Raw genomic sequence first — 22,921 nt, 5'->3', positions numbered from 1 at the left:
CGTCACCTCCTGCCCAGAGGTGAGATCACTCGCCGGAACGTCTGGGCGGCACAGCCCACGCCCGTGCTGGCGCCGCCGACGATCCGACAACCGGCCGGGTGGCGCGCCAGCGCCCGGAACGGTGCTGAGTGATCTTTAGGTCCGTCCCGTCGAGCCCCCGGTCCCGCCACCGCGGCGGCTCCGGGCCGGGCCGCCTCACCCATCTCACATTCACAATCTTTGTTCTTCTTTACGGCAGGCACGGTGAGCCCCACCCGCCTTACGAGGCTGGGGTCTGTCCAGGGGCACGCTCCTCCGGTGGAGGGGGCTGGGCGCCGTGACGCGCGCATGATGGGCCGAGTTCCGTGGTCGATGCGTGGGCAGGCGTTCGGCCTTACCCGATCCGCTGCAGGGCCTTCTCGCGGCGTTCGGCCACGCTGGAACCTGACTCCCGGCGGGCCATCCGGCGCAGGACGATCGGCGCGAGTAGCAGGCCGAGTACGGCCCAGGCGCCGAGCACCCCGATGGTCTCCAGGTGTCGCCAGGATTCGCCGATCTCGACGGCGGCCGCGCTGCCGGGCAGCAGGGCCGAGCGCATGCCGAGACCGAGCCAGTAGATCGGGAAGGCCTGGGCGATCCACTGCACCCACTCCGGCAGCACCGTGAGCGGGTAGAAGATTCCGGAGATCGCGATCATGCCCAAAATCGGGAGCGTGAGCAGTCCCTGGCCGCGCACGCTGACGAACACCGATCCCAGCACCGCGCCGATCGGCAGGGTCGCCACCAGCCCCAGTGCCAGCACCCAGCTCAGGGTCAGCCAGGAGCCCGGGTCGCTGATCGCGAGACCGGAGACGAGGAACATGCCGGGAATCAGAAAGATCGCAAGGTCGACGAGCAGGCCGCCGGACACCGAGACGATCTTGCCGAGCAGGTAGCCCACCATTCCGTTCGGCGTCGCCTTCGCGCGCAGCAGGGTCCCGTCCTCGCGGTCGGCGGTGAGCTGCTGGCTCATGCTCATCATGGACATCGCGGCGTTCATGCCGAGGATGCTCGGCAGTGCCAGGGTGCCGAGGGAGAACCCGCTCTGCCCGAAGGACACGTCCCGCAGGAAGAACGTGGTGATCAGCATCAACGTGGGCCAGAAGAAGTGGTTGACCAGATCTCCGGCGTTGGTGAGCGACTGCCGCAGCTCGATCAGGCCCCGGGACCAGCCCGCACGCCATGCCATCGCGGTCGGACTCATCAGGCCACCTCTTCCGTGGGCACAGTCTCATTCGGGGTGGATTCCGCCTGGCGCACCAGGGAGAGGTAGGTGTCCTCCAGCGAGGCCCGGGTGACCTCGAGGTTCTCGATCGATTCGCCGTACTGCTTGAACAGGTCGAACACCAGCCGGGTCGACTCGGTGGTCGACTGCCGGAAGCTCTGCCCGTCACGAGTCCAGCGCACCTCGTCCTGACCGGCGATCTGCCGGGCGAGCTCCGCCGCCGTGCCGTCGGCGATGATCCGGCCTCCGTCGAGGATCAGGATGCGGTCGGCGAGCTTCTCGGCTTCGGCGAGATCGTGGGTGGTGAGCAGGATCGTGGTCTCTCCCGCGTCGGAGAGGCCTTCGATGAGTTCGTGGAAACCGCGCCGGGCCACCGGGTCGAGCCCGGCGGTGGGCTCGTCCAGGAACACCAGCTCAGGGCGGCCCACGAGGCCGATCGCCACATCCAGCCGGCGCCGCTGGCCGCCGGAGAGCATCCTGACCCTCTTGTCCGCCTGCTCGGTCAGGCCGACCGCCGCGACGAGCTGATCCGCCTTCCACGGCCGTCTGATCGACTTGGTGGAGTAGACGGTGTAGTACAGGCCGAGATGCTCCAGCAGCTCGCGGACCCGCCATTTGCCGTGGTCGCGCCAGGACTGCAGGACGATCCCCACCCGTGCCCGCCAAAGCTCGTCGGCGTGTGCCGGATCGGTGCCGAGCACCTCGACCCGGCCTGCCGACCGCATCCGGAAACCCTCCATGATCTCGATCGAGGTGGTCTTTCCCGCGCCGTTCGGCCCGAGCAGGCACAGCACTTCGCCGTGATGCGCTCGGAAGTTCACGTCGTGCAGGACGTTGGTGGTGCCGTAGCGCATACGCAGGCCGCCGACATCGAGCACGACTTCGCTCGTCGCCATCGTCTCGCCTCTCGTGTGGTCGTGGTGGTTAAGGGCGCGCGGCTGGACCCGGCGAAGCATGTGAAGCCGATGGGCCGGGCTCTTGGGAGACGGGGGTCTCAGCCGCGGGCATGCAAGCAACTGTAGTTGACTAATTTGAAGTTAGTCAACGCGGGTTGCTTGGCGAGGGTGATCGCCGAGGTGGGAGTGCGGTGTGTGGTCGCTCGTCTCAGCCATTCCACGCGGATGGTTGTGCCGTCACGTCACGGCGCCCGGCCATCTCCACCGGAGGAGCGTTTCCCTGGACAGAGCCGGGCCCTGTGCGGCGAGTGGGGCTCACCCGGCCTGCCGTACAAGATCGAAAAAACAAAAGCGGTAAGTTGGGCGCATGGCGTCGCCGTTTGTTGAGATTGAGGTGGGGGAGCGGACCGTTAAGGTCACAAATCCCGACAAGGTGTACTTCCCGGAGATCGGGGCCACCAAGCGCGAGCTCGTCGAGTACTACGTGAGCGTCGGTGACGGCGCCCTGCGCGCGCTGAGGGACCGGCCGACCAACCTGAAACGCCACCCCGACGGGGTGCACAGTCCGGCGATCTACCAGAAGCGGATGCCGCCCAAGCATCCCGACTGGCTCCAGACCGTGACCGTCACGTTCCCCAGCGGGCGCAAGGCCGACTCGCTGCGCGTCACCGAGGTGGCCGCCATCGCCTACTGCGCGAACCTCGGCACCATCGACTTCCACCCCTGGCAGGTGCGCGCCGCCGACACCGAACACCCCGACGAGCTGCGCATCGACCTCGACCCGCAGCCCGGCCTGGAGTTCGACGCCGCGCGCAAGGCCGCGTTCCTGACTCGCGAGGTGCTGGACGAGCTGGGGATGACCGGGTTCGTGAAGACCTCGGGCAACCGCGGCGTGCACATCGCCGTGCGGATCGAGCCGCGCTGGGACTTCGTCCAGGTACGGTACGCGGGCATCGCCCTGGCCAGAGCCGTCGAGGCGCGGGACCCCGGCCTGGTCACGACCGCCTGGTGGAAGGAGGAACGCGGCGAACGGGTCTTCATCGACTTCAACCAGAACGCCCGCGACCGCACCATAGCCAGTGCCTACTCCGTCAGGGCCAGGCCGGACGCCACCGTCTCCACCCCGCTCACCTGGGACGAGCTGGCGGACGCCGACCCGCGTGACTTCGACATCCGCACCGTCCCGGCCCGCTTCGCCAAGCTGGGTGACGTCCACGCCGCCATCGACGACCAGGCGTACTCGCTCGACACCCTGCTCGAATGGTTCGACGGCGACGAACGCGGCGACATGCCCTATCCCCCCAACTACCCGAAGATGCCCGGCGAGCCCAAGCGCGTGCAGCCCAGCAAGGCCAGGGACAGCGACCAAGACTGAGCCGACGGCGATCTCAGAGCCGCACCATCGGCAGGAACACCTGGTCGACGATCTCGATGAGGGTCTCGTCCGTGATCTCCGCGGCCTGGCCGAGCAGGTACTCCTGGCGCAGCATGACAACGGGCACGGACGCGACGCGCGGCCTCAGCGCCTCGGGGCGGGCCTCGCCGCGCGCGACCGCCCGGCCCAGGATGGTCATCATGAGGTTCGGCTCCTGGGCGAACTCCTCGTGCAGGTGGCGTCTGAGCTCAGGGTGGGCATGGATCTCGGACATCACGCCGCGCAGGATCTCGCCGCCGGCCGACGATCCCATGCGGGCCACCGCTCCGCGCAGTAGCAGCAGGACGTCGGATCGCAGCTCGCCCGTGTCCGGCAGGGCCGCCGGTCGTCGTACGAACTCGTGGTACGCGGCGAGCGCCAGCGCGGCACGGTTGGGCCAGCGGCGGTAGATCGCGGTCTTGTTGGTGCCGGCGCGCTGCGCCACCCGGTCGATGGTCAATCGGGTGTAGCCGCCGTCGGCCAGCTCGTCGAGGGTCGCCTGCAGCAGCGCCCGCTCCAGCTCGGCTCCTCGACGCCGGGAGCGCTTGTCGCCTGCGGCCTCCCTGACTGATGGCACCGTCACGGCTACTCCTTCTGGTTACGGTCCGGTTGGTCCCTTATTGCATTCTAGGGCCCCCAGCTGTAAGGTCCTTTCCGTCCCTTAATAGGGTACTTAAGTTGCATGCAAGGGGCCTTCATCATCTCGGGGAGCCATCGATGAACAAATCCACCCTGCTCAAGACCCTTCTCCCGGATGTGGCGCTGCCCATCGCGGTGTACTACGCCTGCCGCAGGTTCGGCGTGGACGAGCAGGTCGCCCTCCTGCTGGGGGCGGCCGCCGCCCTCGTCCGGGTTCTGCTCGTGGCGGCCGTAAGGCGCCGGTTCAACGGCCTGGCCGCCCTGGTCTGCGGCGGTTTCGCGATCGGGCTGCTGCTGGCGTTCCTCACCGGCGACCCGCGATTCGTCCTGGCCAAGGAGTCGATCCTGTCGGGCTCGCTCGGACTCCTGCTGCTCGGCTCCTGCCTGGTGGGCCGCCCGCTCATGTACGCCCTCATGCGCCGCTTGACCGCCGACAACCCGCAGAAGCTGGCCGAATGGGAACGGCTCTGGCATTCCGCACCCGAGTTTCGGCGGCTGTTCCGCACGCTGACCCTCGTTTGGGGCGTCGGACTGCTCGCCGAGGCGATCATCCGGATCCCGCTCATCTATCGCCTGCCGCTCGACGTGATGACCGGCCTGTCCACGGTGCTGCAACTGGCCACGTTCGCGCTTCTGATCGGCTGGTCCCTGCTGTATCGGCAGCGGCGGATGGCCAAGGCCGCCCACTCGCGGTAACTGCCTGTCAGTCACTTCCGTGGTTTTCAGCCTGGAGGAAACGCTGAGTAAGTGACTGATTTCACTTCGGTCTCATTACTTGACTCTTGGTCTAATAATTCGCGAGGCTCTCTTTCTATCTCGGGGCGTGACAACCGATTCGGGAGCCTTGTTATGACAAGAGCGCGACGTCTCGCAGCCGCCGGAGCCTTGGCGGCCTTCGTGGCCGGTGGCGTGAGCATGGTGGCGGGCATCGGAACCGCTTCAGCCGCCACACGGGACGAGCCGGCCACCTGTCTGCTGCCCATCCTGCCGTGTGAGGTCCAGCCGTCGCTCGCGGTGCCTGACCTGCCCATCCCCAACCTGCTCGACAGCAGGTCGAGTGCGCCCGAGCCGGACGACTCGTGGTCGCCGCCGCCGGACGAGCCGGAGCCCTCCAAGGAGCCCGACCGGCCGTGGAAGCCGGTTGACGAGGACGAGCACCGGATGCCGCAGGGCCATCCCGAGACGGGCGCGGGTGGACTGGTCCCCGAGCCGCCGGTGTGGCCGTTCGCCGCAGGCGGCGTCGCGCTGCTCGCCGGGGCCGTGCTGACCGGGTTCGCCGTACGGCGGGGCAAGGGCGAGGAGGACGCGGAGAGGATGGCGCAGGCGGGCCTGCGATGACACGGGCACAGGCCACCGGCGGTGACACGGGCGCGGGGCGGGCGGGGCAGGCGGTGTGGGCGATGGCGTGGGTGACGGTCCGGTGAGCCGGGCGGCCGGGGCGAAGCTGATCTGGGCCGGGGCGGGCGTGGTATCGCTGGCCGGGGTGCTGCTGATCGGGTTCGGGATCAACGGCATGCTCGGCGACGGCGAGCCCGAGTCCGCGCCCGTGGCGGCCGCCGGGCCCCAGGCGCTCAAGGCCACCAGCCTGCCGTCGCTGGACGTGCCGCTCGACAAGGTCGCCAAGCCGATGAAGGCCGCGCGGCCCACGGCCGTCTACATCCCCTCGATCGGCGTGTCGGCGCCGCTGATGGAGCTCGGGCTCGACGCCGCCGGGGCGATCCAGAACCCGCCCTTCGACCCGCCGAACCTCGCCGGCTGGTACCGCTACGGCGCCGTCCCCGGCGGGCGCGGCGCCGCCGTGATCACCGGTCACCTCGACACGAAGAACGGCCCGGCCGTGTTCGCGAGCCTCAAGAACGTCAAACGCGGCGAACAGGTGCAGGTGCTGCGAGCCGACCGGTCCGTGGCCGTGTTCGTGGTGGACCGGGTCGAGCACACGCCGAAGAAGGGCTTCCCCGCCAAGAAGGTGTACGGGAAGATCAACTACCCGGGGCTGCGGCTGGTGACCTGCGGGGGGACCTTTGACCGGCAGGCGCACAGCTATCGCGACAACACCATCGTGTTCGCCCACCTGGCGGCGCCGTACTATCCGAAAAGCTAGGGGCTATCCGAAAAGCTAGGGATCGCGGGGGAGGCCGAGGGCGCGTTCGGCGATGATGTTCAGCTGGACCTCGGCGGTGCCGCCGCCGATGGTGAACGCCCTGGTGGTCAGGATCGTCCGTGACCAGCGGGCGTTCGACGGGTCGAGCGACCAGCAGAACTCGGAGATGGCCTGCGCGTGGCGCATGACGAGGAGTTTGCGCACGCTGGGAGCCGTTCCCGGGTCGGCGCCCGAGAGCTGGGAGAGCGTCACGCGCAGGCCGAGCGCCGAGATGGCCTGGCCCTCCGCCCAGAGGCGGCCCGCCTGTTCGCGCTGGGACTGCCGGAGGCCGGGCAGCTCGCCGACGAGTTCGATCATGTCGGTGTGCTGGGAGCCGGGGCCCCAGGAGTCGCCGAGCGCGACCCGTTCGTGCGACAGCGTGTCGCGGGCCACCCGCCAGCCGCCGTCGACCTCGCCGACCACCAGGTCATCGGGTACGAAGACGTCATCCAGGAACACCTCGTTGAAGACCTCCTCACCGTTGATCTCCTTGAGCGGCCTGACGGTGATCCCCGGTGTCGACATGTCCACCAGGAAGTAAGTGATGCCCTCATGCTTGGATTTTTCGGGAGATGTCCGCGCCAGACATATCCCGAAATGTGCGTACTGGGCGAGGGAGGTCCAGATTTTCTGGCCGGTCAGGGACCAGCCGCCCTCCACCCGCGTCGCCTTCGTCGAGAGGCCCGCCAGGTCGGAGCCCGCGCCCGGCTCGCTGAAGAGCTGGCACCACACGATCTCGCCGGCGAACGTTCTGGGCAGGAAGCGTTCCGCCTGCTCGGGGGTGCCGTACTTGATGATGGACGGCACGGCCCACGCCGCGATGCCGAGGTTCGGGCGGTTGAGGTCGCGGAACTCCTGATGGATGATCACCTGCTCCAGCGGTGATGCCGCCCGTCCCCACGGCTTCGGGAGGAAGGGCATGATCCACCCCTCCCGGGCGAACCTCCCCAGTCGGGCTCCCCGCTCCATCGCCCGCAGGGACGCCGCCTCGGCCCGGATCATGTCCCGTACGTTCGCCGCCTCCTCCGGCAGATCGGGTTCCAGGCGCCGCCGCACCCCCGCCACGGCCAGCCCGGCGACCTTCTCCGCCCACATGCCCGGATCGTCGGCCAGCATCCTGTCGGACAGGGCCCTGCGGTAGTAGCGATGGGCGTCGTGCTCGTAGGTGTAGCCGATGCCGCCGAGAACCTGGATCGCGTCGGCCGCGCACCGTACGGCCGCGTCGGGCCCCAGCACCGCCGCCACCCCGACCGCCAACCGCGCCTCATCGTCGACCATCCGCGATCCCGTAAGGTCTGCGGCCGGCGGGTTCCTGACGCCGGTGCGATTGCCGGCACCTGAGGAGGGGATCGTCTCGTCCAGGGCCCTGGCCGCGTCCCATACGGCCGCGCGTGCCTGCTCCAGCGCCACCAGCGCCGCCGCCACCCGATGCTTGACCCCCTGGAACTGCCCGATCGGCCGCCCGAACTGCTCCCGCACCTTGGCGTACTCGGCGGCCGTCGCCACGGCCCACGCCCCCACCCCGCACGAGTCCGCGCCCAGCAGCACGGCCGCCACCTCACGTACCGGTACGGCACCGAGCGGCCGCCCCCGCGTCTCGGCGAACCCCACGATCGAGCACCCGGCCCGGTCGAGATCCACGCCCTCGAACGGCTCGGCGGTGACGTCCGCCCGCTCGAACAACGACCACTCCCCGTCCCCGACGGGCAGCAGGAAGACCTCGGCCTCGGCGGACCCCAGCGCGAGCAGCGAGTCGCCGGCCGTACCGTGCAGAGCGACCGCCGCGGTGAGCGACCCGTCGGCGAGAGCGGTGAGCAGGTCCGTCAACCCCGAGGACCGCGCGAGCACCGCGGAGGCGAGCACGGTCGGCAGGTAGGCGCCGGACACCCGCCGCTCGCCGAGCACCTCCAGCGCCACGGCCAGCTCCAGCAGCCCGTAGCCCTGCCCGCCGTACTCCTCGGGCAGGTGCAGCCCGAGCACGCCCTGCTCGGCCAGCGCGCGATGGCTCATGTCCCGCCCGGCCTGCCCGCGTACGGAGGCGGCCAGCGCCCGGTGCTCCTCGGTCAGCCCGATCCCCATGCGACCGAATCTAGAACCCTATTCGGTAGATCTCCAGAGATCAGCGGGAACGTCGCTGATCTCAGACCGGGTAGTTTCCGGCTTCGAGGTCTTCGAGCAGGCTCGGGTGGGTGGGCCGCCAGGTGAACTTCTCGCGGGTGATCGCGCTGGCGGCCGGTTGGTCGGCGGCGAAGACGTTGCCGAGGAAGCCGAAGTTCTCCCTCGGCACGGCCTCAGTGGGCAGGCCGAGCCGGCGGCCGATGACCTCGGCGATGGCGCGCATGCTGTCGCCTTCGCTGCCGACCGCGTGCGCCACCGTGCCGGGAGCGGCCTCTTCCAGGAGCAGGCGGATGAGCCGGGCGGTGTCCAGGCGGTGCACCGCCGGCCAGCGCTGGGTGCCGTCACCGACATAGCCGGAGACCCCGGTGCGCCGGGCGGCCTCGATGAGTATCGAAGCGAACCCGTAAGGCCCGCCCCGGGCGTGTACCGATCGCGGCAGACGGACGACCACGGAGCGCACGTCTTCGGCGGCCAGATCGAGGACCGCCTGGGCGTTGCGTCCGCGACCGCCCACGGGTCCCTCGGTCGGCGCCGGGTCTTCCTCGGTCGAGGGGCGGCCGGGGACGGCGGGGGTGCCGGACGCGATGACGAGCGGCTTGCCGGTCCCCTTGAGTGCGGCGCCGAAGGTCTCGACCGCGAGGGACTCCTCGGCGACGCACCTCCCGAAGTCGGTGAAGTCGTTGCCGAAGGCGAGGTGGATCACCCCGTCAGCCTCGGTGGCGCCGGCGCGCAGGCTGTCGGGATCGTTGAGGTCGCCCCGGAGGGCAGTGGCCCCCGCGGCGGTGACGGCCCGCGCTGAGGCGTCGGAGCGGGCCAGGGCGAGAACCTCGTGGCCGGCGCCGATGAGCTCGGGGACGACCGCGGAGCCGATCCCGCCGCTGGCACCGGTGATGAAGACACGCATGGGAGACTCCCCAAAGTGATGAGACCTTTGTCCCATCACCGTAGCAGAGTGATGGGACAAAGGTCTCATTGATATGATGGCGCAATGCCCCGATGGGAACCCGACGCCCGCGAGCGGCTTGTCGCCGCCGCGCTGCACCTCTTCTCCGAACGGGGATACGACGAGACGACCGTCACCGAGATCGCCGAGCGCGCCGGGCTCACCAAGAGCACCTTCTTCCGCCACTTCCCGGACAAGAGGGAAGTGCTCGCCGCCGGTCAGGAGACGCTGTCGCGGCTCCTGACCGAAGGCATCGCCGCGGCACCCGAGGGCGCCACCCCCCTGACCGCGGTTGCCGCCGGGCTCGAGCGGGCGGCCGGGGCGATGACGCCGTTCAACCGCGAGCTCGCGCCCCGAGTCCGTGCCATCATCGCGACCAGCGCCGAGCTCCAGGAGCGTGATCAGCTCAAGCAGGTCGGCATGGCCGCGGCCATGGCGGATGCGTTGCGCGCCCGCGGCCTGCCGGACCCGGCGGCCACCCTGGCGGCCGAGCTGGGCATGCTCGCCTTCAAAGAGGCATTCGCCACATGGGTCACGACGGACAACCAGCAGGAGCTGGGCGAACTAGCCCGAACGAGTTTGGACCGGCTGCACGGCGCGCTCACCGAACTCGGCTGACCATCCGTCGCTCCGGCCTGCTCACGTGCGCGGCGGCCTGATGGAGGCTAGGACAGGGCGTCCGGGACCGGAGGTTCGGCGCCGGACACCCTGCTGCGGACCGCCGGGAACGCGAGCACCAGGACGGCCGACAGGGCGAGAGCGGCGGCCTGAAGGGTGAGCTGCACCCCGTAGTCGATGTCCCGCGTGGGGAACAACTGGCTCAGGTAGACCGCGTTGTGCACCCCCACCGACATCCACAACGCCCCCGTCCGCTCCCGAGCCGCCCCGCACAGCAGCCCGAGCGCGATGGCCATCACGACATAGAGCAGCTTCTCCGTGATCCCAGAGGCGGGGCTCTGCGACAGGATGTGGATCGAGCCGAAGGACAGTGTGGTGACCGCCAGGACGGCGCGTGGGCTGAGCCGGTCGGACAGCGTGTCGTACAGATGGCCGCGGAACAGCAGCTCCTCCGGGAACGAGGCTTTCAGCGCGATCACGATGACGACGAGCGGGATCATCAGGGGTGGGAAGTCCGCGGGCGGCAGCCACGTCGCCGCGCCCACCCAGACGGAGACGGCGTTGGCCCCGAGCAGGGCGGCCAGGCCCACCAGCATGCCGAGCACCGCCTGGGGCAGGGCCCACCAGGTCAAGCTGATCCGGAGGCCGGACCAAGGGCGGTGGCTCACGAAGCGCCGGTAGGCGTAGACGAGCAGGAGCACCAGCACCGTGATCAACGGCGCCACCGCCTGGGAGCCGCCGGGCAGGACGTTGCCGATCGCCATGACTCCGAACGTGGCCGCGAACAGCATCGCGATCGTGACCAGGACAGCACCAAGGATTCGCATGACGGCACGCTAGGGCCCACCCGTTGGAGCGCACATCGAGCGCAGGATAGATCCGGACATGACCGAAGTACCGTGTCGCTGGGGGGATGCCCCGAAGGCCGGCAGCCGCGTAGGGTCCGCAGCTGTGATGTTTCGCGACCCGGACCGGCCTGTGCTGCTCTCTGTGGTGTTCTGGGTGGTATTCGCGACGGTCCTGGCCGGTGGCGCCGGCGCCGCCGGTTCCTGGCCGCGTTTCGGGCTCTTCGCCGGTGTGATGGCGCTGGTGGCGGCGCTCTGGCTGATCATGCCGTGGAGCCCGGCAGCCGGCTCGGTGCGTAAGCTGGCCGCCCCGGTGCTGATGGTGACGGTCCTGCTCATCGGCCAGGTGCTGAGCGGATGGCACATCGCGCTGGTGTTCGTCGCGATCGTGAACCTCGCCTTCGTGTACGGCATGCGCACCGCGATCGTGATCACGGCGATCTACTTGCTCTCCGTGGGCGCGTTCATCCTGCTGTTGTCGGACGGGAGCTGGCGCCAAGCGCTCGACGAGTTCGTACCGATGACGCTGCTCGCCGTCTTCTCCCTGGTCATGACGTCCGCCCTGCTGGAGGCGAGGAGGCAGCGCGCGGCGGCGCAGCGCCTGATCGAGCGGATCAGGGAGCTGGCGGTGGCCGAAGAACGCGCCCGGATGGCCAGGGACATGCACGACTCGATCGGGCACCAGCTCACCGTGATCAAGGTGAACCTGGAGAACGCCGAGCGCTACCGCGAACGGCATCCCGAGCTGATCTGGGAGGAAGTGCGCCAGGCCAAGGAGATGACCGTCCGGGCACTGGCCGAGGCGCGGCGGTGGGTGCGCGCGCTGCGTCCCCTTGCGCTGGACGGCCAGCTCGGCAGCACCGCGCTCGGCCGGCTGGCCCGCTCCTTCGAGGGCGCCGGGGTCGAGGTCAGCTTCACCGTCGACGGGATCGAACGCCGCATCGACCCCGACTCCGAGCTGGTCCTCTACCGTGTGCTCCAGGAGGGGTTCACCAACGCGCTGCGGCACGCCGAGGCTCGCCAGGTGCGCGCCCGCCTGGATTTCGGCGAGGATCGGGTGGTGCTGGTGATCGGTGATGACGGCAAGGGCGCGGTGGACACGGCCGGGTTCGGCCTGTCCTCGCTGGCCGAGCGGGTGCGGGCCATCGGCGGCAGCTTCCGGGCGGCCAACGCGCGGGACGGCGGGTTCGAGCTGCGGGCCGAGGTGCCGGTGGCCCGGCCATGATCCGCGTGCTGCTCGTGGACGACCAGGAACTCATGCGCCGCGGACTGCGCAAGCTGCTGGAGATCGAGGACGGGATCGAGGTGGTGGGCGAGGCCGCCGACGGCTGGGAGGCGCTGGCCGCCGTGCCGCGCAGCACGCCCGACGTGGTGCTCGTCGACGCCAGGATGCCGCGGATGGACGGGGTCGAGCTGACCGCCCGGCTCGCCGCCGAGCACCCGCGCATCGCCGCGCTGGTGCTCAGCACCTTCGAGGAGGACGCGTACATCTTCGGCGCGCTGCGCGCCGGAGCCCGTGGCTACCTGCTGAAGGATTGCACTCCCGAGGAGCTGATCGCCGGGATCCGCAAGGCGTACGAGGGCGAGACCGTGCTCGACGGGCCGGTGGCCGCCCGGCTCGTGGCCGAGCTGCGCGGGTGGCCGCGCGGCCCGGTGAGCCCGGTTCGTGGTCAGGAACTGCTGTCGGGCCGGGAACTGGAGGTGGCCAGGATGATCGCGGTGGGTGCGACGAACCGGGAGATAGCCGCCCGGCTGTTCATCACCGAGGGCACGGTGAAGAACCACGTGTCGAGCATGCTGCGCAAACTCGGCCTGCGCGACCGCACCCAACTCGCCCTGCACCTGTCCGGCTCGTGAACGGCTGACTCAGGAGTCGCCGAACTCCAGCTCCAGCGCCCGGGTGAAGTCGGCCACCGCCTCCTCGTGCCGCTCCATCTCCTGCAGGACCTCCCCGCGCACCCGGTACGCCCAGGTGTAGTCCTCGTCCAGCTCGATCGCCCGGTCCAGGTCCCGCACCGCCGCCTCGTTGTCGCCCATCTCGCTGAGGACCGCGCCACGGCTGCCCAGCGCGCGGTCGTTGTCCGGGTCGAGCTCGATGGCCCGGTTCAGGTCGGACAGGGCTTCGTCGTAGCGGTCGATCATGCGTAGCGCCTCGCCGCGCCTGCTGAACGCCCGTACGTACTCGGGCTCCACCTCCAGCGCCCGGGTGTAGTCGTCGATGGCCTCGGAGTACAGGTGCATGCGCTGGTAGAGGTCGCCTCTGGCCAGCCACGAGTACGCGAGCTGCTCGTTCAGGGCGATGATCTTCGCGTGCTCCTCCAGCGCCTCGTCCAGGCGGTCGAGATCGGCAAGAGCGTCCGCCTTGGCCTCCAGGATCCACAGCGACTCGGGCGAGAGGGTCAGCGCGTGCTCGAAGTCGTCCATGGCCTCCTCCAGACGGCCGAGCGCGGCGTACGTCTGGCCGCGCGAGCCCAGGGCGTACCCGCTGTCCGGCTCCAGCTTCAGTGCCTCGTCGAAGTCGGACAGCGCGGCCTCGTAGCGTTCGATGATGCGATGGCTCTCACCCCGCAGCCGCCAGGCTCGGGCATTGTCCGGTACGAGCGCGATCGACTCCGTAAGATCGGCGATGGCGGCGTCGTGTCTTGACAGCGCGATGTACGACTCGGCCCGGCTGCGCAGCACCGAGGCGCGAGACTGTGCGGCAGCCTCGGAAAGCTCCGGCTTTTCGTTGATCCCCTCGCTCATGAGGGGAATCTATCCAACTAAATCTGGATGATGGCCGCCTTTTCCCGGGTGTACGCGAGGACCGAGTCGTGCCCGTACCCGCTGTCCTTCACGCCGCCGAAAGGCAGCCCCGGCGGCATCTGCCGGAAGGTGTTCACCCACACCGTCCCGCTCCGCAGATCGCGGATGAACCTGTGGGCGCGGCCCAGGTCACGCGTCCACAGACCGGCCGCCAGCCCGTACGGTGAGTCGTTGGCGATCGTCAGCGCCTCCTCGTCCGTGTCGAACGGGATCGCCACCGCCACGGGCCCGAAGATCTCCTCCTGGCAGATGCGCAAGGCGTTGTCGCCGGTCGTGTAGAGGGTGGGCGCGACCCAGTAGCCGCCGGGCAGATGCGGCACCACCTCGGCGCCCGCCCGGCCGCCGAACACCAGCTCGGCGCCCTCCTTCTCGGCCACCTCCAGGTACGACACGACGCGTTCGTACTGACCGGCCGACACGATCGGCCCCATAGTGGTCGCCAGGTCGAGCGGTTCGTCCAGGACGAGGCTCTCCGCGATCTGCTGGGTACGGCCCAGCACCTCATCCCAGATGGACCGATGGATCAGGATCCGCGAACCGGCCACGCAGACCTGTCCGGCGTTGCCGGTGAAAATGGAGTTCACGGTGATGCCCTGGGCCGCCGCCTCCAGATCAGCATCAGGAAAGACGATATTTGGCGATTTGCCGCCCAGCTCGAAGGTCATCGGCTTGAGCGAGTCGGCAGAGGCGCGGGTGATGGCCTGACCGGTGGCCGTCGAACCGGTGAGGCTGATCTTGCCGACGCCCCGATGCCGTACCAGAGCGTCACCCACGTCCTCACCCATGCCGCTGACGATGTTCAGCACCCCGGGCGGGAACACCTCCGCGAGCAGTTCGCCCAGCCGCAACACCGACACGCTCGCCTGCTCGGCGGGCTTGACGATGACCGTGTTGCCGGCCGCGAGGGCGAATGCCGCCTTCGCGGAGAAGGTCGAGATGGGGGAGTTCCAGGGGATGATGCACACGGCCACGCCGTACGGCTCGCGACGCGTCATGCCCAGGGCGTCGGGCCCCAGGATGACGGTGTCCCCCTTGACCGCGTCGAGGCACTGGCCCGCGGCGAGCTGCCACAGGTAGGTCATGCCCGGAAGGTCCTTCTTCAGGGTGTCGCGAAGGATCCTGCCGTTGTCGCGCGTCTCCAGCCGGGCCAGCTCCTCGGCATGCTGGGCGAACAGCTCGGACACCTTGCGCAGGAAGTGCGCCCTGCCCAGCGCCGGCATGGCCGACCAGCGGGGGAACGCCTCCTGAGCCGCCGCCACGGCCGCCTCGGCGTCCTTGGGGCCGCTGGCCGGGATGGTGGTCCATACCTCGCCGGTGGCCGGATTGACGGAGTTCATGGTCTTACCGTCGGCGGCCGGGACGAGCTTGCCGCCGATGAGATTGCGATAGTCAGCCACGGGGCCAAGCATATGCTTGCTTGCCTCGTACGGGCTAGATCTCCCATGATCATCAGGGGCCGGCCGGAGCTGCGGCAGGGCCCGCAGCTCCGAGACTTCCGGCGGTCCCACCCGGCGAACGAAGGGCCGGGTGGTCGGTACGGCAGGAGCGGTCACGGTCCCGCGTAGGCGGCGATCCTCTCGCGATCCTCCTGGGTGAGCGGCACCATCAGATCCGCGTGCTCGCGTGCCATGCTCGCCAGAAGCGGCTGCATGTTCTGGACGGACACGGTGATGTCGACGAACGACACACCCGCGCTCACGTCGACACCGGCCGGAAGTGGAACCGTCATGCTCGTCACTCCGCCGTTCGCCGACGGTGGCGGCTCGATGTTGGACAACCGGCCTTCGGTGCGACCCGCTCCCCTGATGGTGAACAGGTAGATGCCCGTCAGGACCAGACCGCCGACGACGCTGACCATGGCCAACCGCTCCGACCCGCTCACCCTCATGCGGATGAAGGGGCCGATCTTGAATTCCGCGTTCGCGGGCTGGTTCGAAGCCGACGCTTGGATCGTGTTGTTTTTCTCGCCATTGCCGATCCCCGCCGAGTTGTTACCCGTACGTGGGGTGACGACGAACTCGTCCACGTCCGCCAGCGAGTACGCATTGAACGCGCCTGAAATGGGGAACCTATTATTCCCGGTGATCGTATAATTCTCTCCCTCAGGTTCGCCGCTCTTGGCGGCCGGGAAGTAGATCCCCACCTCATCGTCCGATTGATTTACCGCCCAGATATGGTTGAATTCATCCAGCCAGAAAATCACCTGACCTATCTTCGGGTTGATGCCGCTGCCTGTCGGACCGATATGAGTCAGCGTCCCCGTGCTTCCCTGAAGAGCTCCCGCGATCTTGCCGATGGTCGTCCCCACGGAGAGAGCAGCATCCAGCCAGCCCATTATGGACTCCTTTTGTGTGATTTTTCCGACCGCACCGGGCAGGGTTCGGCCAGTCCATGCGCTGAAAGTATCAGCGCCGTCCAGATTGCCTGGAAATCGCGTGGGCTTCATTCTGCACAAATCAGCAAGATCTTCCTTTCGCTGATCGACGGTCGCCATGGCGATGTTTTGACCGATGGCGAGGCTTGCCGGCGTTCATCCCATTCATGAATGTCCCGCCAGGCAAGGGTTGATGGCCGAGGCGAGGCGGCCGGAAGTCCGGCAGGCGCCTTCTGTCCTCAGGCCTGTCGCCGAGGCCCGCCCGTCGCGCCCTCCAAACGCTGTGATTGACTCTCTGTCATCAATCAACTCCACATTGTGAGGAGAGGCCATGCTTCTGGATCCCAAACTCGCCGGCATCCACGTCGCGCTCAACGCCGATGGGCGCCTGGAGGCGGTCGCCCGAGGCATCGACAGCACCTTGCAGCACGTCTGGCAGACCACCCCCAACGGCAACTGGAGCGATTGGGACAGCCTCGGCGGTGTGGTCATCGCCGCCCCGACCGTCTTCCGCGACGCCGAAGACTGCCTGGAGGTGCTCGCCCCAGGCATCGACAACCGCATCCACCACATCCAGCAGACGGCCCCTGGCGTATGGGGCGAGTGGAACGACCTCGGTGGCGAGTCCTTCGGCGGCGAAGTCGCGATGTTCCAGGACGCCGGCGGAGGGCTGGTCGCCTTCATGCGCGAGATCAACAACACCCTTCAATGCGCCTGGCAGACCACCCCCGGCGGCGAATGGACCGGGTGGAAGGATCTCGGCGGCAAACTACGCAGCAACCCGGCGGTGTTCCAGAACGCCGACGGACGGCTGGAGGTGTTCGTGCGGTGGGACGGCAACGCCGTATGGCACATCGGGCAGAGCAGCGTCAACAACGGCTGGGGCGAATGGGAGAGCCTCGGCGGCAGCGTGGACACCGATCCGGCGGTGTTCCGGGACGCCGAAGATTGCCTGGAGGTGTTCACGCACCGCTCCGACAACACCCTGTGGCACATCAGGCAGACCAGCGCCAACGGCCCCTGGGGCGAATGGGAGAGCCTTGGCGGGAAGGTCTACGGCGTTCCGGCGATCTTCCGGGACCGTGACGACCACCTCGTCGTCCTCGCCCGAGGATCCGAGGACTCCGCGATCTACGCGATCGCCCAGACCGAGGACGGCTGGGGCCCGTGGAGCTCCCTCGGCGGCGAGGCGGCCGGCGATCCGGTTCTGGCCCGCAACGCCGACGGCCGTCTGGAGGCCTTCTACCTCGGCTACGACTCCGCTGTGTGGCACAAGTGGCAGGTAGACGGCACCTGGAAACCCGACTGGGTATCTCTGGGAGGCGACATAGCCGACTTCTGACCCCAGCTGAGACCCCGGCCCGCGTACCGCGGTCGCAGTAGCGCGGGCCGGTACCACCGGATGAGGGAATGCGCCCAGCTCACACCTAACGTGTAGGGGTGCGTCCGCTGACCTGGCTGAGACAGGAACTCCGTTCCCGACCCTACGTGGCGGACACGATCCTGGCCGTGTTCCTGTACGCGGCCATGCTGCTGACGCCGGTCGCGCCCCAACCGCCGGGGGCGATGTGGCGCGGCCAGGTGCAGCCCCTCACCACGTACAGCATCGCGCTGGCGGCGGTCGTCTGCGGGGCGCTGGCCTTCCGGCGGCGGTGGCCGCGCGCCGTTCTCGCGGTCACGGTCGCCGGGTTCGTGGCCCAACTCATGGTCGGCGGCGGGCGCAGCCCCTTGGACCTGGGGCTGGGGATCGCGGTGTACACCGTGGCCGCGCGCCACCCGCGCCGGGACGCGTGGATTTACGGCGGGCTCGTCGCGTTGGTGGTCACCGTGGCCAAGGTCGTGTTCAACGGTGACACGTGGCTGGCGCCCGAGGTGCTGGCACAGGTCGCCCCCATCGGCATGGCCACCGCCATCGGGGACGCGCTGCGCAGCCGCCGGGCCTATGTGGCCGCCATCGAGGAGCGGGCGCGCAGGGCCGAGGAGACGCGCGAGGAGGAGGCCGAACGCCGGGTGATGGAGGAACGCCTGCACATCGCCCGCGAGCTGCACGACGTCCTCGCCCACCACATCGCGCTGATCAACGTGCAGGCGCAGGTCGCCGCGCACCTGCTGGCGACCGAACCCGAGCAGGCCCGTACGGCGCTGGGCCATGTCCGGCACGCGGGCAAGGAGGCGCTGGACGAGCTGCGGACCACCGTGGGGCTGCTGCGCCGTCCGGGCAGCCGCGACGAACTGCTGACCGAACCCGCCCCCGGGCTGGATCGGCTGCCCGACCTGGTCGACTCGTTCACCGGCGCCGGGCTGAAGCTGGGCTGGCTGATCTACGGCGAACCGAGGCCGCTGCCCGCTCCCGTGGGCCTCGCCGCGTTCCGGATCGTCCAGGAGGCGCTGACGAACGTGAGCAAGCACGCGCCACGGGCGACCGCGACCGTGCGGATCGACTACACCTCCGACGCGGTGGTCGTCGACGTGGCCGACGACGGTGAGAGCGATCCGGGTGGAATCTCCTCCGGGACCGGTCACGGGCTGATCGGCATGCGGGAGCGGGCCCGGTCGGTCGGCGGGACGTTCGTCGCCGGACCCGTGGAAGACGGTGGGTTCCGGGTACGCGCCGTGCTCCCCACCTCCAGGAAGAACAGCCCATGACGATCAAAGTGGTACTGGCCGACGACCAGGCGCTGGTCCGCGCCGGTTTCCGGGTGCTGGTCGACTCGGCGCCCGACCTGGAGGTGGTCGGCGAGGCCGCCAACGGTCATGACGCCGTACGGCTGGCGCGGGAGACCATGGCCGACGTGGTGCTGATGGACGTCCGCATGCCCGGAATGGACGGTCTCGCCGCGACGAGTGAGATCACCTCCGACAAGGCCATGGCCGGGGTCCGGGTGCTGGTCCTGACCACGTTCGAGATCGACGAGTACGTCTTCGCCGCGCTGCGGGCGGGCGCCAGCGGGTTCCTCGGCAAGAGTGTGGAGGCCGGCGAGTTGCAGGAGGCCATCCGGGTGGTGGCCAGGGGCGAGGCGCTGCTGTCGCCGTCGGCGACCAGAGGACTGATCACCCGGTTCCTGGCCAGCCCCGGCGCCTCGGCCGAGCACGTGCCGGACGACCTGGCCGTGCTGACCGAGCGCGAAAGGGAGGTGATGATCCTGGTGGCCTGCGGGCGTACCAACGATGAGATCGCCGACCTGCTGGGAATCAGCCGGATGACCGCCAAGACGCACGTCAACCGGGCGATGATCAAGCTGAAGGCGCACGACCGCGCCCAACTGGTGATCATCGCCTACGAGACCGGTCTGATCCGCCCCCAGGCCCGCTGATCCGCCCCCAGGCCCGCTGACCGGCCGGGAACCGCGGGCGCGGTAGCCCGCCCCCGCGTCTACCGCGATCGCCGCAGATCAAGACCCTCCTCCAGGGGGACGTTCTCCCGGGACGAGGCCACGAGTCTTGAGTAGGGACCACGACGATGCCGTGCTGCTCGCCCGTGGTGAGGCGCCGCCTCCGGCTCTCCCGTTCCTGCGCGATGTGCGGTCTGACACCCAGCTGAAGAGAAGTGGAAAGATGTCGTTTCTGGCTAGATTGAGCCTCGCGAATCGAGGGCTCATCGCGCTCATCACGATCGTGGTGGTCGCGTTCGGCGCCTACATCACCCCGGCGTTGCAGCAGCAGCTCTTGCCCTCACTGTCGTTTCCGCAAGTGTCGGTCGTGGCGACGTACGCCGGTGCCGCGCCGCAGATCGTCGAGGACCGGGTCACGGTACCGCTGGAAGAGGGGGTACGCGGGGTGGCCGGCGTCACCGGCGTGACCTCGACCTCGCGGGAGGCCAGCGCGACGATCCAGGTGGCCTTCGACTTCGGCACCGACATCGACGACGCGCAGAGCAAGATCCAGCAGGTGGTCGGCGGGTTGTCCAGCCGGCTGCCCGACGGGGTGGATCCGCAGGTGGTCGTGGGCAGCACCGACGACCTGCCGGTCATCCAGCTCGCCGCCGCCTCCGACGGCTCCCAGCAGCGGCTCGCCGAGCGCCTGGACACCCAGGTGGTGCCGGCGCTCACCGGCATCGAGGGGGTGAAGGAGGCCTCGGTCACCGGTACCCGGGATCAGGTCATCACCATCACCCCCGACGCCGATGAGCTGAAGGAACACGGGCTGGACACCGCCGCGATCTCCACCGCCATCCAGAACGCGGGCCAGCCGATTCCGGCCGGCACCCTCACCAAGTCGGACACCACCCTGAGCGTCCAGGTCGGTGCCCGGTACGCCTCGATCGAGGACCTCAAGGACCTCTACCTGACCCCCGCCGCCCAGGCGTCCACCGCCCAGGCGTCCCCGGCCCAGCCCACGGCTCAGGGTCAGCGTCCGGGCGCGCCGCAGCCCAAGAAGACCCCCGCGAAGCCGAAGCCGGTACGACTGGGCGACGTGGCCACCGTGAAGCTCGGGCTGGCCGAGGCGGCCACGCTCACCCGCACCGACGGCAAGCCCAGCCTGGGCGTCTCGATCACCATGAAGCCCGACGGCAACGCGGTGTCGATCTCGGAGGACGTACGCGCCAAACTGCCCGCCCTGGCCACCGCGCTCGGCACGGACGCCGCGCTCACCATCGTCTTCGACCAGGCGCCGCAGGTGGAGAAGTCGATCGAGAGCCTGACCACCGAGGGCCTGCTGGGCCTGGCCATGGCCGTGCTGGTCATCCTGGTCTTCCTGGTCTCGCTACGCTCCACGCTGGTGACCGTGGTCTCCATCCCACTGTCGGTGCTGATCGCGTTGATCGGGCTGTGGGTCAAGGACTACTCCCTGAACATGCTCACCCTAGGCGCCCTCACCATCGCCATCGGCCGCGTCGTCGACGACTCGATCGTGGTCCTGGAGAACATCAAACGCCACCTGTCCTACGGCGAGCGCAAACGCCAGGCGATCGAGAACGGCGTGCGTGAGGTCGCGGGCGCCGTGACCGCCTCCACCCTCACCACCGTCGCGGTGTTCCTGCCGATCGCCTTCGTCGGCGGTTTCGTCGGCGAGTTGTTCGGCCCGTTCTCCATCACCGTCACCGTGGCCCTGATCGCCTCCCTGCTGGTGTCGCTGACCGTCGTACCGGTGCTGAGCTACTGGTTCCTCAAGCCGCCCAAGAACGGCGACCGCGACAAGGCCGAGGAGAAGGAACGCCGCAGCCTGCTCCAGCGCGCCTACGTCCCGGTGATCCGCTTCGCCACCCGGCACCGGCTCACCACGGTCGCCGGCGCCCTGGCGATCCTCATCGGCACCCTCGCCCTGGTCCCCAGCCTGCAGACCAGCTTCATCGACAACGCGGGCCAGAACACGGTCAGCGTCACCCAGAACCTGCCCGCCGGCACGTCCCTGGCCTCGGCCGACGCGAAGGCCAAAGAGGTCGAGAAGATCCTGACCGGCCTCGATGACATCCAGTCGTACCAGGTCACCGTAGGGGGCGCGAGCGGCGTCGGCTTCGGCGGCGGGCGTCCCGGCGGCGGTGGCGGCGGAGGTACGGCCCGCGCCAGCTACTCGCTCACCCTGCACGAGGGCAGCGACACCGCGGCCGTGGAGAACACCCTGCGCGATCGGCTGAGCAAGCTGACCGACGCGGGCCAGATCAGCATCGGCGAGAGCGGCGGCTTCGGCGGCGACAAGCTCGAGGTCCTGGTCCACGCCAGTGAGCAGGACACGTTGGACGACGCGGCGCGAGTCGTCCAGCAGACCATGGCGGCGATGCCCGGCGTCACCGAGACGACCAGCACCCTGGCCGACACCGCGCCCCGCGTCGACGTCACCGTCGATCGCAAGAAGGCCGCCAAGCACGACCTGTCCGAGGCCGTCATCGGCCAGGCGGTGTCCCAGGCGTTCCGCGACAGCACCGTGACCCAGCTCACCTTCGACGGCACCACCGCCGACGTCGTCGTACACACCGGCGACGCCCCTGTCTCCCTCGCCGAGCTGCGCAAACTTGATCTGCCCGGAAAGGTGGAACTCTCCGACGTCGCCGAGGTCAAGCAGGTCAACGGCCCCGTATCGGTCACCCGCATCGACGGGGATCGCACCGTCACCGTCTCCGGCAAGAGCACCGGCGCCAACCTCGGCGCCATCAGCGCGGATCTGGAGACCCGGCTCGCCAAGCTGACCCTGCCCGCCGGCGCCACCTACTCCATCGGCGGCGCCAGCGCCGACCAGGACGAAGCCTTCGGCAGCCTCGCCCTGGCCCTGGTGGCGGCCATCGCGCTGGTGTTCTTCGTCATGGTCGCCACCTTCCGCAGCCTCATCCAGCCGCTGCTGCTCCTGGTATCGATCCCGTTCGCCGCCACCGGCGCGATCGGCCTGCTGCTCATCACCGACACGTCCCTCGGCCTGGCCGCCATGATCGGCCTGCTGATGCTCGTCGGCATCGTCGTCACCAACGCCATCGTGCTCCTCGACCTGATCAACCAGTACCGCCGCCAGGGCATGCCGCTGTACGAGGCGGTCGTCGAAGGCGGCCGCAACCGGCTGCGCCCCATCCTGATGACCGCACTGGCCACGATCTTCGCCCTGCTGCCGATGGCCCTGGGCATCACCGGTGGCGGCGGATTCATCTCCAAACCCCTCGCCATCGTCGTCATCGGCGGCCTGATCAGCTCCACACTGCTCACCCTCGTCCTGGTCCCGACCCTCTACACCATGGTCGAAAGCCGCAAGGAGAAAATCCGCACCCGCCGCGCCGGCCGCCCCGACACCCCACCCCTGGCCGAAACCCCCAAGGAACCGGCCCACTCCAGCTAACCCCGACCCATAACGCAGCCACCCCGACGCCCCCGTGCCCCTGAGCCCCGAAAGACAGGCCAGGGGCACGGGGGTACGGCCGCGGCCGACACGCAGACAGCCCAGCGCCGCAGGCAGGCACTGAGCA

The 22,921-nt window shown here is 69.2% G+C and carries 20 protein-coding genes; 11 read left to right on the top strand and 9 right to left on the bottom strand.

The window, feature by feature from the left end:
* Window positions 1-373: 373 nt before the first annotated feature.
* Window positions 374-1,222 carry an ABC transporter permease gene (locus tag ACGFNP_RS23490; protein WP_393321951.1) on the bottom strand — a complete coding sequence of 283 codons (849 nt, stop codon included), beginning with the start codon at window positions 1,220-1,222 and terminating at the stop codon, window positions 374-376.
* Window positions 1,222-2,139 carry an ABC transporter ATP-binding protein gene (locus tag ACGFNP_RS23485; protein ID WP_393321948.1) on the bottom strand — a complete coding sequence of 306 codons (918 nt, stop codon included), beginning with the start codon at window positions 2,137-2,139 and terminating at the stop codon, window positions 1,222-1,224. Before ACGFNP_RS23485 ends, ACGFNP_RS23490 begins: the two co-directional genes overlap by 1 nt.
* Window positions 2,140-2,506: 367 nt before the next feature.
* On the opposite strand from ACGFNP_RS23485, the gene ligD reads away from it, so the two are divergent.
* Window positions 2,507-3,514 (top strand): non-homologous end-joining DNA ligase, encoded by a 1,008-nt coding sequence (gene ligD / locus ACGFNP_RS23480; RefSeq protein ID WP_393321945.1) that lies wholly within the window; start codon window positions 2,507-2,509, stop codon window positions 3,512-3,514.
* 13 nt (window positions 3,515-3,527) lie between these two features.
* Here the strand turns inward: ligD and ACGFNP_RS23475 are convergent, their stop codons facing one another.
* Entirely contained in the window at window positions 3,528-4,136 is a 609-nt protein-coding gene (locus tag ACGFNP_RS23475; protein WP_393321942.1) for a TetR/AcrR family transcriptional regulator, read from the bottom strand.
* 134 nt (window positions 4,137-4,270) lie between these two features.
* Between ACGFNP_RS23475 and ACGFNP_RS23470 the strand changes: the two genes are divergently transcribed.
* The 3 genes from ACGFNP_RS23470 (at window position 4,271) to ACGFNP_RS23460 (ending at window position 6,293) form a co-directional block, all read left to right on the top strand.
* A complete protein-coding gene (locus ACGFNP_RS23470) occupies window positions 4,271-4,888 on the top strand; it encodes a VC0807 family protein (protein WP_393321939.1) in 618 nt (205 codons plus the stop codon).
* Between the two features lie 153 nt (window positions 4,889-5,041).
* A complete protein-coding gene (locus tag ACGFNP_RS23465) occupies window positions 5,042-5,530 on the top strand; it encodes a hypothetical protein (RefSeq protein WP_393321936.1) in 489 nt (162 codons plus the stop codon).
* Between the two features lie 67 nt (window positions 5,531-5,597).
* Entirely contained in the window at window positions 5,598-6,293 is a 696-nt protein-coding gene (locus tag ACGFNP_RS23460) for a class F sortase (RefSeq protein ID WP_393321933.1), read from the top strand.
* Window positions 6,294-6,308: 15 nt separating this feature from the next.
* Here the strand turns inward: ACGFNP_RS23460 and ACGFNP_RS23455 are convergent, their stop codons facing one another.
* Both ACGFNP_RS23455 and ACGFNP_RS23450 read right to left on the bottom strand, forming a co-directional pair.
* The gene (locus ACGFNP_RS23455) at window positions 6,309-8,411 is read right to left on the bottom strand and encodes an acyl-CoA dehydrogenase (protein ID WP_393321930.1); all 2,103 of its coding nucleotides are present in this window, start codon (window positions 8,409-8,411) and stop codon (window positions 6,309-6,311) included.
* 61 nt (window positions 8,412-8,472) lie between these two features.
* Window positions 8,473-9,354 carry an SDR family oxidoreductase gene (locus ACGFNP_RS23450; RefSeq protein ID WP_393321927.1) on the bottom strand — a complete coding sequence of 294 codons (882 nt, stop codon included), beginning with the start codon at window positions 9,352-9,354 and terminating at the stop codon, window positions 8,473-8,475.
* Between the two features lie 84 nt (window positions 9,355-9,438).
* Here ACGFNP_RS23450 and ACGFNP_RS23445 point away from each other — a divergent pair, with 84 nt between their 5' ends.
* Complete coding sequence (locus ACGFNP_RS23445; RefSeq protein WP_358314350.1) at window positions 9,439-10,011, top strand: TetR/AcrR family transcriptional regulator; 573 nt, start codon at window positions 9,439-9,441, stop codon at window positions 10,009-10,011.
* Window positions 10,012-10,058: 47 nt separating this feature from the next.
* On the opposite strand, the gene ACGFNP_RS23440 is transcribed toward ACGFNP_RS23445, so the two are convergent.
* The gene (locus ACGFNP_RS23440) at window positions 10,059-10,838 is read right to left on the bottom strand and encodes a CPBP family intramembrane glutamic endopeptidase (RefSeq protein ID WP_393321924.1); all 780 of its coding nucleotides are present in this window, start codon (window positions 10,836-10,838) and stop codon (window positions 10,059-10,061) included.
* A gap of 127 nt (window positions 10,839-10,965) precedes the next feature.
* Between ACGFNP_RS23440 and ACGFNP_RS23435 the strand changes: the two genes are divergently transcribed.
* A complete protein-coding gene (locus ACGFNP_RS23435) occupies window positions 10,966-12,081 on the top strand; it encodes a sensor histidine kinase (protein WP_393323632.1) in 1,116 nt (371 codons plus the stop codon).
* Window positions 12,078-12,713, top strand: a complete 636-nt coding sequence (locus ACGFNP_RS23430) for a response regulator (protein WP_393321921.1) — start codon at window positions 12,078-12,080, stop codon at window positions 12,711-12,713. Before ACGFNP_RS23435 ends, ACGFNP_RS23430 begins: the two co-directional genes overlap by 4 nt.
* A 9-nt stretch (window positions 12,714-12,722) precedes the next feature.
* On the opposite strand, the gene ACGFNP_RS23425 is transcribed toward ACGFNP_RS23430, so the two are convergent.
* From ACGFNP_RS23425 to ACGFNP_RS23415, 3 genes are all read right to left on the bottom strand, one after another.
* On the bottom strand, window positions 12,723-13,601 hold the full coding sequence (locus tag ACGFNP_RS23425; protein WP_358314342.1) for a tetratricopeptide repeat protein: 879 nt from the start codon (window positions 13,599-13,601) through the stop codon (window positions 12,723-12,725).
* Between the two features lie 17 nt (window positions 13,602-13,618).
* The gene (locus ACGFNP_RS23420) at window positions 13,619-15,058 is read right to left on the bottom strand and encodes an aldehyde dehydrogenase family protein (RefSeq protein WP_393321918.1); all 1,440 of its coding nucleotides are present in this window, start codon (window positions 15,056-15,058) and stop codon (window positions 13,619-13,621) included.
* Between the two features lie 152 nt (window positions 15,059-15,210).
* Window positions 15,211-16,155, bottom strand: a complete 945-nt coding sequence (locus ACGFNP_RS23415) for a hypothetical protein (protein ID WP_358314336.1) — start codon at window positions 16,153-16,155, stop codon at window positions 15,211-15,213.
* A 211-nt stretch (window positions 16,156-16,366) separates the two neighbouring features.
* Here ACGFNP_RS23415 and ACGFNP_RS23410 point away from each other — a divergent pair, with 211 nt between their 5' ends.
* The 4 genes from ACGFNP_RS23410 (at window position 16,367) to ACGFNP_RS23395 (ending at window position 22,794) form a co-directional block, all read left to right on the top strand.
* Window positions 16,367-17,377 (top strand): hypothetical protein, encoded by a 1,011-nt coding sequence (locus tag ACGFNP_RS23410; protein WP_393321915.1) that lies wholly within the window; start codon window positions 16,367-16,369, stop codon window positions 17,375-17,377.
* Between the two features lie 98 nt (window positions 17,378-17,475).
* On the top strand, window positions 17,476-18,681 hold the full coding sequence (locus ACGFNP_RS23405) for a histidine kinase (protein ID WP_358314331.1): 1,206 nt from the start codon (window positions 17,476-17,478) through the stop codon (window positions 18,679-18,681).
* Window positions 18,678-19,349, top strand: coding sequence for a response regulator transcription factor (locus tag ACGFNP_RS23400; protein WP_358314329.1), 672 nt, complete (start codon window positions 18,678-18,680; stop codon window positions 19,347-19,349). The genes ACGFNP_RS23405 and ACGFNP_RS23400 overlap by 4 nt, the downstream gene beginning before the upstream one ends.
* A gap of 241 nt (window positions 19,350-19,590) precedes the next feature.
* Window positions 19,591-22,794 (top strand): efflux RND transporter permease subunit, encoded by a 3,204-nt coding sequence (locus ACGFNP_RS23395; protein ID WP_393321910.1) that lies wholly within the window; start codon window positions 19,591-19,593, stop codon window positions 22,792-22,794.
* The last annotated feature ends 127 nt before the right edge of the window (window positions 22,795-22,921 follow it).

It is taken from the genome of Nonomuraea sp. NPDC049269 (assembly GCF_043197155.1).
Classification (GTDB): Bacteria; Actinomycetota; Actinomycetes; order Streptosporangiales; family Streptosporangiaceae; genus Nonomuraea.
Note: the sequence above shows the minus strand (reverse complement) of the source record. Positions and strands in the feature narration are given on the sequence as shown.